General features: G+C 31.8%; 13 protein-coding genes. 11 read left to right on the top strand and 2 right to left on the bottom strand.

Going from position 1 to position 13161, the window contains the following annotated elements:
• Positions 1–238 precede the first annotated feature (238 nt).
• The 3 genes from JHL15_RS17540 (at position 239) to JHL15_RS17530 (ending at position 1823) form a co-directional block, all read left to right on the top strand.
• Entirely contained in the window at positions 239–766 is a 528-nt protein-coding gene (locus JHL15_RS17540) for a hypothetical protein (RefSeq protein ID WP_200247875.1), read from the top strand.
• Positions 767–921: 155 nt separating this feature from the next.
• A complete protein-coding gene (locus JHL15_RS17535) occupies positions 922–1341 on the top strand; it encodes a hypothetical protein (RefSeq protein ID WP_200247873.1) in 420 nt (139 codons plus the stop codon).
• Between the two features lie 44 nt (positions 1342–1385).
• A complete protein-coding gene (locus tag JHL15_RS17530; protein WP_200247872.1) occupies positions 1386–1823 on the top strand; it encodes a hypothetical protein in 438 nt (145 codons plus the stop codon).
• 84 nt (positions 1824–1907) lie between these two features.
• On the opposite strand, the gene JHL15_RS17525 is transcribed toward JHL15_RS17530, so the two are convergent.
• Positions 1908–3131: a hypothetical protein gene (locus JHL15_RS17525; protein WP_200247870.1), complete on the bottom strand. Its 1224-nt coding sequence runs from the start codon at positions 3129–3131 to the stop codon at positions 1908–1910.
• A 30-nt stretch (positions 3132–3161) separates the two neighbouring features.
• Positions 3162–5774, bottom strand: a complete 2613-nt coding sequence (locus JHL15_RS17520; RefSeq protein ID WP_200247868.1) for an outer membrane beta-barrel protein — start codon at positions 5772–5774, stop codon at positions 3162–3164.
• 187 nt (positions 5775–5961) lie between these two features.
• Between JHL15_RS17520 and JHL15_RS17515 the strand changes: the two genes are divergently transcribed.
• The 8 genes from JHL15_RS17515 (at position 5962) to JHL15_RS17480 (ending at position 13129) form a co-directional block, all read left to right on the top strand.
• Entirely contained in the window at positions 5962–6639 is a 678-nt protein-coding gene (locus JHL15_RS17515; RefSeq protein WP_200247866.1) for a response regulator, read from the top strand.
• A gap of 52 nt (positions 6640–6691) precedes the next feature.
• The gene (locus tag JHL15_RS17510; protein WP_200247864.1) at positions 6692–7723 is read left to right on the top strand and encodes a sensor histidine kinase; all 1032 of its coding nucleotides are present in this window, start codon (positions 6692–6694) and stop codon (positions 7721–7723) included.
• A gap of 133 nt (positions 7724–7856) precedes the next feature.
• Entirely contained in the window at positions 7857–8453 is a 597-nt protein-coding gene (locus tag JHL15_RS17505) for an IS1096 element passenger TnpR family protein (RefSeq protein ID WP_200247862.1), read from the top strand.
• Between the two features lie 233 nt (positions 8454–8686).
• Positions 8687–10033 carry an alpha-amylase family glycosyl hydrolase gene (locus JHL15_RS17500; RefSeq protein WP_200247860.1) on the top strand — a complete coding sequence of 449 codons (1347 nt, stop codon included), beginning with the start codon at positions 8687–8689 and terminating at the stop codon, positions 10031–10033.
• A gap of 130 nt (positions 10034–10163) precedes the next feature.
• Positions 10164–10604, top strand: coding sequence for a hypothetical protein (locus JHL15_RS17495; protein ID WP_200247858.1), 441 nt, complete (start codon positions 10164–10166; stop codon positions 10602–10604).
• Positions 10605–11246: a hypothetical protein gene (locus tag JHL15_RS17490; RefSeq protein WP_200247857.1), complete on the top strand. Its 642-nt coding sequence runs from the start codon at positions 10605–10607 to the stop codon at positions 11244–11246.
• Positions 11247–11417: 171 nt separating this feature from the next.
• Positions 11418–12212, top strand: coding sequence for a thymidylate synthase (locus JHL15_RS17485; protein WP_200247855.1), 795 nt, complete (start codon positions 11418–11420; stop codon positions 12210–12212).
• Between the two features lie 89 nt (positions 12213–12301).
• Positions 12302–13129, top strand: a complete 828-nt coding sequence (locus JHL15_RS17480; protein WP_200247854.1) for a hypothetical protein — start codon at positions 12302–12304, stop codon at positions 13127–13129.
• The last annotated feature ends 32 nt before the right edge of the window (positions 13130–13161 follow it).

Raw genomic sequence — 13161 nt, 5'->3', positions numbered from 1 at the left:
TGATGGTGTTTTTTGTTTTATTTTGAATAAAATTTGGTTAATATAATTTTAATATTAATTTTACATAATAATATATGTTTATTATTTAATAATAAAATAAATTCGCAGTATTATTTGCTAAGCACGATGCATCGGGCAATATAGGCTACAATCACACAAATATTTTTACGAAAAATCATTTTTTTATTTTCCCAAAATTGCAACCAATATTGGGATTGCTAATAAATTATTTAATATTATGAACTATTTAGAAGTAGATTACAAACAAATTCTCTTCTTTTATGCTTTTTTGAGGCAGGTGGATTTGTCTCTGGATAGAAGTAGATGGACTTCTTTAAAAGAACTTCACGACTACTACCAGGACAGAATTTCCCCTGAACAGATGATTAGCTATCTGAAGATAAGATTAAATGTTCCCGATGGGAATTTTAACGACCTCGCTGCACAAGTTGAGAACAAGAAAAACAGTAAAAGTAAATTTAAATTATTTGCTAAAAAAACTGTTCTTTCTGAAGAAGAACTGATCAATTTACATCATCTTTTAGAATTGTTTGATGGATGTCTTAAATCGGGTAAAGAACAGTACACCATAGAGACTGAGGGACTTAGGGTAGATATTGCAAAATATTACTCATTACTGTTGGAACCGAAAATTACTAGAAGTGATTTAAAAAAGGTGATCTCAATAGAACATTATGGACAAAACAGATTACTCAAAACTAAAGAATTGAAAGACGTGGTTCCAAAAGATTTTCTCGTGACCTAAGTTGCTTACTAATCTATGAAAAAACAAACTATGACCAAACTATACTAATTAAACATGTTAAGATCAAATTTTATCTATATTTTATAAAACTGAAGGAAAAATAAAAAGGGTATTGAATAATTATTCAGTACCTTTTATTTTTTAATCTATTAACGATGGAAGAGAAAATAGTTAATATTCCGGAATTACAATTTGAATGTTATTTTCTTGGAAATAGCTGGAAAGTTGTTCGGGAGAATAATATACAAAATATTAATAGTAATTTATTTTATGGATATCCTTTTTATATAATTTTTGAGCATATAAAAATAGTTACTGAACAATTGGGAATAGTAATTAGTAAGTATGGCAAATCACTTTCGGATTTTTTTCCTATAGAACTAATATTGAAAGATATGATTAGAAATAAACAAGGCTATTGGTTGAATTTGGGCATTGATTTTATTATTGAAATGGATTATTTGAATGAAAGTATTGTGGAAATTTTGGTCGAAACTAAAAATGATAGATATTTCACTCAAGAACTCAGACACAAAATAAGAAAAATAGTGCTTCTTAATAATTATGAGTATTAAAGTTAATTAAATAAAAAAGGATATTTTGTATTCAGCATAGAATAATGAGTAGAAAAGTAAATGAGATACAAAAAGTTTGTAAAGAATTGAAAATAGATTTTAAAGTGCTTTCTAAAAGTGAGTCTATTAATATAATTAATAAGGTTTTTGATAAATACAAAATATCTAAAAAATCAGGTCATCTTGCAATTTATAGTGATAAATCATTTTCAATTTCTACTGAAGACAATGAGTTCACTTATTCTATTAACTTAGATGATGAACCTGTTTATGTTTTTTTTGATCAGGACAATTATGAAAGAGATCAGGTCACTTTAATAGGAAATGGTCAAAAATTAGGAATGATAATGGAAAATTCCTTTGGAATAGAATATTTTGTTACAAATACAGATTTCACGTATGTATTATCTGTTAATTGGTATGTTATTGAAGGTATAGGGAGTGTGGTGAGTTGGATGAAAAATTTAGTCAGGGAAAAATAATTAAAGATATTATACAATAAAATGCCATCAGAAAATCATTTTCTGATGGCATTTTCAATTTGATATGAGAAACTAATTACTTAATTATTGTAATCCAGCTAAAAGGTTAACACCATCTACAGTAGCCCAAGCTCCTGGAACTAGAGATACCTTTGTAACTGTTGTTGCATTTGTGAAAGTTTTTCCACCATTTGGAGTATATGCATATCCCCAAACTCCAGCGTTATCAGAGTTAAGATAAGTCATAGGTGCAACTACTACTTTACCTGTATTTACTTGATTTGTTTCAGTTGCAGCATCTTGTATAAGAACTGAGTAAGCACTTTTACCACCTAAGTTTTTGTATCCGCTAATATAAACGTTAGAGAAAATACCAGTTCCTTGTCTCTTAAACTGGATAGCAGAAATTTCTACTGAACCTGCAACCTCTGGATTTGTATTTGCATCTCTGATTAAAGTTATATTAGAGATTTTTGGTGCAATATTATCAACGTTTGCAGAAGCTTCAATCTCCATTCCGAAATTTCCTGTACCTGTTTGGAAAGCATACCAGTTTGTATTGTTTTGTCCGCTCCATGCATCCTGCCAGTCAAATGAATCATCATAATTACCATAAGAAACAATATTTTTTGCACTTACAGTTCCACCAAAGAATTCATACCCATCATCAGTACCTTTATAAGAAACAAGGTTTTCTAATGTAGTTCCAGCTCCTACAGCATAGAATGTCATAGAATTGGTTTCTGAGGTACCATCATTAATTTTCTTTCCTCCGTATTCTACACGAACGAATTTCATTGTTCCAGAATTATGGTTTGCATCGTTTCCTCCATAATAAACACTATTTCCGTCTTCAGATAATGCTTGAGATAACCCATTAACTGCTTTAATTGGTGCATTTCCATATAATGTAATTCCACCCCAATCCCCTGGCTGCTTATTTGTAGTTGTAAATACAATTGGCTCACTTGCAGTTCCTACAGCATTTATTTTTCCATCTTGTAATACTACCAAGCTGCTTGATTTTGTGGTTACAGCATTGAAAACAGCACCAGGCTCAATGGTAATAGTTGCACCATTTGTTATTTTCACAACACCATCAAGAATATAAGTTCCTTTCTTAATTAATATATCTTTTGTAATTGTACCTGAAAGGGTTCCGCTACCACTTAGTACACTTTCAGTGGTACCAGGATTTGTTATTGTTCCGTTACCGTTGTCTCCATCGTTAATATCTATGGTACATGAAGTCAATGTTACACTCAAAGCTATAGCTAAGGAAAATAAAGTTAAAAGATTCTTTTTCATTTTATAGTAAGATTTAATTTTTATAATTTTTTAAAATGTGTAGCCAACTGTAAAGTTAAAATTGACTCCGTTGAAATAATTGTTTAGAGAATAGTTATCGTTTGTTCTTAGAGTGTAGTAATTATCATCTCCTAACTCAACACGATATTTACTGTTTAGGATATTTTGAACTCGGAATTTTATATTCCAGTTTTTATCAATTTGATTTTGGTAAACAAAATCCAGCTGATTAAACGGTTTTTCATAATAATTATCAGTTCCAGACCCACCTACAGCATAAATTTTTGATCCTGAAACATTGTATACTAGAGAAAGTGTACTGCTAAGATTTTTGGAATTCTTATACTCATACTTTAAATCAGCATTTATAGTATAAGGTGCAGCACCCTGTAAGCCTCTTTTATGAAGCTGATCGTCTGTAAATCCAGCAATATTCGGTCGTTCTGTTTTTAATTGTTCTTCACTCCTTTTTACGTCAGAATACATAAATGTTGCATTGGCACCAAACGTAAACTTATCAAGTGCATCAGAAATTCTACCTAAACTTAATATACCTTCTAACTCTATTCCAGCAAGCGTTGCTTTCTTGGAGTTGTAATAAGTAATAACTACACCACTTGCATTTCCTGATGGAGCGATAGACTTTTCAATTGCATTATCAATTCTTTTAGCAAATAGATTTACTGCAAACATTTCTTTATTAGATGGGAAATACTCCCATTTCAAATCAATATTATAGTTTTCACTATTTTTAATATTTTCGTTACCTCTCACAGTTGTGTTATCCGGATTGATATATTCAATCGGCATTGTTTCAATTAAGATAGGACGAGTAACCGTTTTACTTAATGATAATCTTAAGTTGTTTTTACTATCTAAAGCTTTCTTTATGGAAAGGGAAGGAAGAAAATAATTTTTATTCGTGGTAAGGTTAATTCTATCAGAAACCCCCGGTTTGTTGTAACGAATAATTCTCATGTCATTTTCGAATCTTCCTCCAATTAAAATATCCCAACTCTCAGTAGGCTTGTAATCAAAATTTAGATATCCTGCATTTACGAACTGATAAATATTTGATAAATATGAATATGCATCAGAGTCTTCTTTATAAAATAGTTTATCATTTTTAATTGAATTTTCTAAGGTAGACTGAGGACTGTCAATATCTATGAAGACAGGGGTGTTAGTACCTTTAGGCGTACCAAAAATAAAGCGATAAGAGTTTTTTCTGATATCAGAAAAGCCATTATATCCAACAGACAATTGCATGGGGAACTCTTTTTTTTCACCCTTTTCTCCAAGGAAAACAGAATATTCACCAAAAGCAGATGCATAGAATTTTCCATCAACATCTAGATATTGTCTGATTAAATTGTTACCACCATAAGAAAATGCAGCATGACTAAAATCTTGAGGATAAGTAAGTTCAAATATTTTTCTATCTGGTTGGCTGTAATTATTAAGAACGTAGCTACCTCCTGCTTTAAATAAATGGCGTTCTCCGATTTTTTGAGAAGCTGTTAATTGTAAATTTAGAAATTTGGAAATATCTTGTTGATTGGTTCTAAAAAAACGATTGTCCTCCACACTGAAGTTCTTGTAACCTTTAAAATCTTCAATAATATTAGCAGAGTTTTGTAAATAGATAGCGTTTAAGTTAATATTTGTTCCCTTATTCTTATATGCTGCTCCCAACAATGCTGAAGACTCAAGTTCATAGATATAACTTTTCTTGTTGAGTAGATTACTTACCTCTATAATTTGTCCGTTATCTCTAAACTGATTATTATCTCCTTCTTTATATGAATATTTAGAGCCTTGATTCAAAGAAAATAAAATTCCAATATTTCCCGTTTCACCCGCTTTTACCTTTTGTACTGTGGTAAAACCTATACTTGTATTTGGTAGAGTTTTAATATTATTTACATTCCATGAATCCTTAAATGAATTTAATGATTCATCTTTAGTAAAATTATGAGTGTTTGGCCTATAATCTCTTACTTCATTTGGAAGTCTTCTATCTCTGGAATTTAAACCCAAATACCCTTTCATCCCATCTGCACCTTCAGCTACTTTAAAGTTATCTCTGAATGTACTTAATGTATTCACACCAACACTAAACTCAATTTTAGAGAATGACTTGTCAATTGTCAAAGTTTCGATGTCAAAAGTAGCTCCGGCAAAATCTCCGTAAAGGTTAGAGTTGAATGTTTTGTAGATATTTAGTTTACCTACCACATCAGTTGGGAATTGCTTTAACGCAATAATTTTTTGGAAAGGGTTGTTGGAAGGAGAGCCAAGACCGTTAATTAAAAGATAGTTATATCTTTCTTCTAAACCTCTTACGAAAAGTCCTCGTCCTTCAACTGTAGTGATTCCGGTTACTTTTGTAAGACCTTGTTCTACGTTAGAGATTCCCTTTCTGGAAATTTCCTCAGCGCTTACAGCTTGCTTCTGGATAATTGCCTTTTTCTGTTCTCCTAATACAGCAGTTTCAGTTTTTTTATTGCTACTTCCCTGGATGACAACACCTTCGATCTTTTTTTCTTTCTTGATGGTATCTTGCCTGGTATCTTGAGCATAAAATGCAGTCGATGAGGCGGTTAAAAATATAACCGCTATACTAACTTTTGTAAAATTCATTTTATTTTTACTATATTCTTTCGGTGCAAAGGAATAAAAGTTTATTGGGCTTAATGGTTTAGTTTAATTTAATTTTTTCTTAACTAAACATTAACAAAACGATATAATTGTTAACTTTATATGAACGATAGGTGATTTGTTAATCTGTCGTATAAAAATTATTAACTTTGACCCGTAAAAATTGAAAATGAACCAAAAGAAAATACTCTTAATAGACGATGAACTCGATATTTTAGAGATTCTGTCTTACAACTTGGAAAAGGAAGGCTACGATATTTATACAGCTACTAATGGTAACGAAGGTATAGAAAAAGCCAAAGAAATTATTCCGGATCTAATTTTACTAGACGTAATGATGCCTGAAAAAGATGGTATCGAAACTTGTCAGGAACTTCGTAAAGTGAAAGAACTTCAAAAATCATTGATTGTTTTTCTTTCTGCAAGAAGTGAAGAGTTTTCTCAATTAGCCGGTTTTCAGGCAGGAGCAAATGATTATATTGTTAAATTAATCAAACCAAAAATCCTTATTTCTAAGGTAAATGCCCTGTTACAGTTAACATCTCAGGTGTCGGACAATGCTAAATTAATTGAAATTGGAGACTTGGTTATTGATAAAGATAACTTCAGAGTTTCTAAAAGTGGACAGCAGTTTTTACTTCCAAAGAAGGAATTTGATCTGCTTTATCTTCTGGCATCTAACACGGAAAAAGTTTTTAAAAGAGAAGAAATTCTTGAGAAAGTTTGGGGTAATGACGTAATTGTTGGTGAAAGAACAATTGATGTTCATATCAGAAGATTAAGAGAAAAATTAGGGATTAATACGATCCAGACTTTAAAAGGAATAGGATATAAACTGATCGTTTAATAAACGAAATAGCCTACCTTTACCTTATTATAACCCATAAAAAATTGTAAAATTGAAATTTTACAGGCTTACTCTTGTCGCATCATGTCTTATAACATTGGTGATGTTCTTATTAGTGATCATCTTCGATTCGCTAAAAGATATTTATTATAAGACTCCATTTTTCAAAATAGGGCTCATGCTCTGCCTTATCATTATCTTCATTATTAATTATGCAGTGTTAGAGCTTCTGTTTAATTATTATGGTAAAAAGCAGGTTCGCGGACTTTCACAGATCTTACCGCAGGAGATTGTGAATAACAACGATGAGAATATTACTATTAAAGAATTAGGAGAAAGATTCTCAGATCTCAATCAACAGAAAGTTACTGAAATTGATATGATGAAAGAAATGGAAAGCTATCGTAAGGAATATATTGGAAATGTTTCTCATGAGCTTAAGACCCCATTGTTTTCTATTCAAGGATACGTAGAGACTTTAAGAGATGGTGGTGTAGATAATCTTACCATCAGAGATAAATATTTGGAAAGAATAGATATTTCTGTGGAAAGACTCATTGCTATTGTTACTGATCTGGATATGATCAACAGACTTGAGGCAGGTGAGATCAATCTTACAGTTTCAAAATTTGATGTGAATCTTTTAATAAAAGAGATTTTCGATCTGCTTGATCTTGAAGCTGAAAAGCACAATACAACATTACAAATTCAAACACTGCATCCTCAGATTTTTGTAGAAGCTGATAAGCAGAAAATGTCACAGGTTTTTATCAATTTAATTTCTAATGCGATCCATTATGCTAACAGACAGGAAGCAAAGGTTGTCGTAAAAACAAGCGTTCTGAAAAATAAAGTTTTAATTGAGGTTATTGATAATGGAATGGGTATAAAATCTGAGATTTTACCTAGAATTTTCGAGAGATTTTATCGTGTAGAAACAAGTAGAAGCCGTAGAGAAGGAGGTTCAGGGCTTGGGCTCGCTATTGTAAAACACATTCTTGAAGCTCATAAAGAAAATATTACCGTAGAAAGTGTGTATCTTGAAGGAACGAAATTTAGTTTTATGCTTGAAAAAAGTAAATAATCTGAGCAAAATGTAAGGAAAAAAAATATTTTAAAAAATCATGAAATATTTTTTTGTGACATGTCATTTATTATATATTTGCAACAGAAATTTATCATAATAAATAAAGGCAAAAAGTAATTTAAAGACTGATATGGTTTACAAAATCCGCGTAATATTAGATGCGAAAGAAGATATTTTCCGTGATATCGAAGTAAAAGGAAAACAGACACTATGGAATTTACATCTGGGAATTAAGAGTGCATTCAGCCTGCAGGGTGATGAGCTTTCAACTTTTAATTTGCTGGAAGAAGATGGTACGATAGTAAAAAGTGTTCCATTAGAAGATATGAGTGATGATGGTGATGGCGAAATTATGTCAGATGTATATATTGATGAAGCTTTTGCAAGCGCTGGAGATAAGGCTCAGTTTCAATACGGACTTTTAGATCTTTGGGAATTCTTCTGTGAGCTTGTTGAAGTAATCGAAGAAACTAAGGGAGTAAATTATCCAATTACTGTATATAGATTTGGAAATGTTCCTTTAAAAGCACCAAGCAAAAGTGGAAACGGAGGAGGTTCTAAAAAGAAATCAGCGATGCCTCTTATGGATGACGAATTTAATTTTGATGATGACTTTGGAGGTGGAGATAATTTCTCTGATGAAGATGACAGTTTTGATGATGAGGAAGAAGAAGACTACAATGATGATGTTTTCGATGAGGAAGAGGATAATGATGATGAAAGATAATCGTAACACAATATAGAATATACTGCCCTGGATTAATATCCGGGGCTTTTTTTGTAATGTATGTTAGGCTGAAATGCTGAAAGGCAAATTTGCTTTTTTTGCTTTTTTACTAATATATTTTACTTTGACAACTTTTTAGCGATTTTACGATTCTGCGATTTCGCAATTCCGCTATTTTGCCTTTTCGCCCTTAATCATAAAAACAATCCTTACTTTTGTTAAAACGAGGATTAGTGAAAAAAATAATTTTATTGACAATAATTGGCTTGGGAATTGTTTCCTGTGCTGTAAAAAATACAAATAAGACTATGGATTTACCCAAAGATTGGAAGCATTCTACTAATATATATGAAGTAAACGTAAGGCAATATACTAAGGAAGGAACCTTTAGGGCATTTGAAAAAGAAATGCCTCGATTAAAATCTATGGGAGTCAAAGTACTTTGGTTTATGCCTATTACCCCAATTGCTCAGCAACATAAAAAAGGAAGTTTGGGAAGTCAATACGCAGCGGCTGATTATACATCCATCAATCCAGAATTTGGGACACTGGCTGATTTTCAACATATGGTAAATGAAGCTCACCGATTGGGTTTTAAAGTCATTATTGATTGGGTCGCCAATCATACCGGCTGGGATCATATCTGGACAAAAACCCACCCTGAGTTTTATTTAAAAGATCCGGATGGTCAATTTCATATTGCTTCAGGCATGGATGATATTATTGAGCTTGACTACAAAAACCAGGATATGCGGAAGGCGATGATCGATGCTATGAGGTTTTGGGTTAAAGAAACCAATATAGATGGATTCAGATGTGACCTTGCTTCATGGGTAGAAGTAGACTTCTGGCAACAGGCGCGTCCGGAAGTAGAGACCATAAAGCCTCTTTTTTGGTTAGGGGAATTTGATGAATTGGAAAGCCCTGAGTATGGAAAGGTTTTCGATGCTAGCTACTCATGGAAATGGATGCATCTCTCTGAAGATTACTATAAGAAAGACCTTCCATTGCAGGATTTGAAAGATCTATTGTTGAAATATTCTAAGGTAGGAGATGCTTCACAGAGAGCATGGTTTACGAGCAATCACGATGAAAATTCCTGGAATGGGACAGAGTATGAAAAATATGGTGTAATTACAAAACCAATGGCTGTATTTTCTGCAACATGGAACGGTATTCCTTTATTATACTCAGGCCAGGAACTTCCCAACATGAAACGATTGGAATTTTTTGAAAAAGATGTAATAGAATGGACTCACAACTACCAGGTTGCTGATTTTTACAAAACCCTATTGGATTTAAAATCTTCAAACTCTGCTTTACGAGGTGGAGATTCTAATGTTACAACCTATCTTTTGAATACCACTGCTAATGACAAAATTTTGGCCTATCTGAGAAGAAATGGGAATGAAGAAGTTTTGGTTCTTTTAAATATGTCCAAAGAAGATGTTAATTTTAGCATTCAGGATGAAAATGTTTCCGGAGTATTTAAAAATGTATTTGATGGAGTTAAAATGGATTTCAATGGAAATAAAGATTTTGATTTTAAAGTTTCTGATTACAAAGTATTTGAAAAATGAAGACTAAAGTCATTGAAATTTTGGCTTAGAATATAAAATTATTTTCTATATTTAAAATAATAATAACAATGTAAGCGGGCTTTAGCCCGCTTTTTAATTCGAATACATACCTACATTGAGTGACTGTAAAATGAATAAGGAAGAAATATTAAATATCATAAAAACAAAACTTTCGGAGAGAATTCAAAAATTTGAAAACTTAATTGCTGAAACGAGAGCGGCCAATAATGAAACGAAGAGCTCGATGGGAGATAAATATGAAACCAGTCGTGAAATGGTTCAGCAGGAGATTAATAATCTTCAAAGACAACTTAATGAAACTTTAAATCAACAAGTTCTTGTTCAAAAAATAAGTCCGGAAAAATCTTCTAAAGTCCAGAATGGAGCATTAGTGAAAACTGATAAAGGACTATTTTATATTGCAGCATCTATTGGAGAAATTGTATTTGAAAATCAGAAGGTCATGACGGTTTCTGTGGAGTCACCACTGGTAAAAGCAATGTTTGGCAAGAAAATAGCAGAGAAGTTTATGATTAATAATAATCATCAAACAATTGAAAATATCTGGTAAATGATAAAATTGAAATACGCTCTTTGTACTCTTCTTTTTTTAGTTGTCAACTCTTTAATGCTAGCTCAGATAAAGGCGAATGTTTCACATGAATCCTATGATTTGGAATCTGTTGATATTACTATAGGAGACATAATTATTACAATTGATGATCAGGGATCAATTGCCGGATTTAATTCTATTTCAAACGGAGAAATTGACTATTACGATGATCAATACTTTGATCGTGATAAATTGGGCAAAATAAAGAAGATAGGCAATCTAACAGTGGACTACTTCGACCGGTTTGATACAGATAAGGATGGTAAAGTGAAGAATATTGGAAATATCTCTATAGATTATTGGGATCGTTTTGACAGAGAAAAAAGCGGTAAGGTAAAAAAGATTGGAGAGGTATCTGTAGATTATTGGGAAAAGGACATAATGGATAACAGCAAATTTGGAAAACTGAAATCAATTGGAAATATTTCAATCGATTATGGAATGAAAGATATTATGGATAAAAGTAAATACAAAAAGTTGATAAAATTCGGACCCGTTAACCTTGATTACTGGAATGATACTATTATGAATAAAAATAAATTCGGAAGAATAAAATCAATAGAAGGAAACTCTCCTGAAGTGGGAGTTGTCGTAAGGTAATTTAAATTTGAAATCACCGGAAATTAATCAATGATTTATTAAAAGGCTTTGCCGAATTATTCCAAACAAAATAAAGTTAAACAGCTTTGAAATTATTTTTCACAGCTGTTTTTTTATTAACTTTGAAGTCTATTATCATTTATTAAAAAACACACTAATTAATTTTTCAAAATGCAAAACTACTTAGACCTTTTACAGCATATTCTAGACAATGGAACAGATAAAACGGATAGAACAGGAACAGGAACAAGAAGCGTTTTTGGATATCAGTTGAGGTATGATTTATCGAAAGGTTTCCCTTTGGTGACTACCAAAAAGGTGCATTTGAAATCTATTATTTATGAGTTACTTTGGTTCTTGAAAGGAGATACTAACATACAATACTTGAATGATAATGGAGTAAGTATCTGGGATGAATGGGCTAATGAAAATGGAGACTTAGGTCCCGTTTATGGTGCACAATGGAGAAGTTGGAAAGGAGCAGATAACAAAGTGGTTGATCAAATTTCAGATGTGATTGATCAGATCAAAAAAAATCCAGACTCCAGAAGACTGATTGTTTCTGCATGGAATGTAGCCGAAATTCCAAATATGGCATTAGCACCTTGCCATGCACTATTTCAATTTTATGTTGCTGATGGTAAATTATCTTTACAATTATATCAGAGAAGTGCTGATGTATTCCTTGGCGTTCCTTTTAATATTGCAAGCTATGCACTGCTACTTATGATGGTAGCTCAGGTTTGTGATCTTGAAGTTGGAGATTATGTTCACAGCTTTGGAGATGTTCATATTTATAATAATCATTTCGAACAGGTTAACAGACAATTGTCCAGAGATCCTAGACCTCTTCCGACCATGAAATTAAATCCTGAAATCAAAGACATTTTCAATTTTAATTTTGAAGATTTTATTCTTGAAAATTACGATCCACATCCAGGAATTAAGGCACCTGTGGCGATTTAATGCCTGTTTCTAAGATTTTTATTATCATAATTTCTGCGATTTTTCTTTTTAGTTGTAAAAAAGAGAAAGAGCCTGTATATTCTGACCTTTTGATAGATACTTGGGATAATTCTAAAGATGCTATTTTTGATACATTACGAGTACCTCAACATTTAAGAAATATTGTGACACGAATTTCCCGCATAAATACTTACCAGACTGATGTGATGGGAAAGAGTGTAGAGAAACCAGCCAATGCAGAGAACTTCAAAAAGTTGGTTCAACTGGCTTCAGAGGATGAGCTTTTATCACTTATTAATAATAGAAACAAGACAGTAGCTGTTTATGCATCTGTAGGACTTTTGGAAAGAAAACCAGAGCTGATTGATAAGGTATTTTCAAATTTTTTAAATTTAAAAACCACAATTCATACACAGAACGGTTGTTTGGTAGGAGATCTAAACCCTGCTGAACCTTTGTATCATAAATATTGTTATTCTTTGCCTGCTAAGAACAGACAATCAGATCAGTTGTTGAAAAAGCTTGACAGCATTATTATTTTTAATCCAAATTCACCAAAAAGCCTTTTATTAGAGGTATTTAGATATAAAAATTTTCCTAAAAATTATCGAAAAAGAATTGAGACTTTAGCTTTTAAGAATCATGAAATTTTCGCAGCTATTTACTTAAGTCATTGGCATAAGAGTGACTATATTGATGCCTTACAAAAAGAATTCATCTCAATCATTAAAAATGATACTTTAGTTGGTATTTCAAAGCGCATATATCTCAAAGAACTACTGTCTTTAAGAAATCCTGCAAACAAAGAATTTATTCTTAATTATCTTAAAAAAGATACTCTTTTCAGTGATGAAATTGAAATCACAAGAGAATTGGAGACCAATGATATTTTTCCTGATGAATATCCGACCAGATAAAGGTTTAGATATGTAACAAGTCTCTTATTTTC

This window comes from Chryseobacterium paridis, from assembly GCF_016595215.1.
Lineage (GTDB): Bacteria > Bacteroidota > Bacteroidia > Flavobacteriales > Weeksellaceae > Chryseobacterium > Chryseobacterium paridis.
The sequence above is the reverse complement of the archived record's forward strand: the minus strand, read 5'-3'. Positions and strand labels throughout refer to the sequence as shown.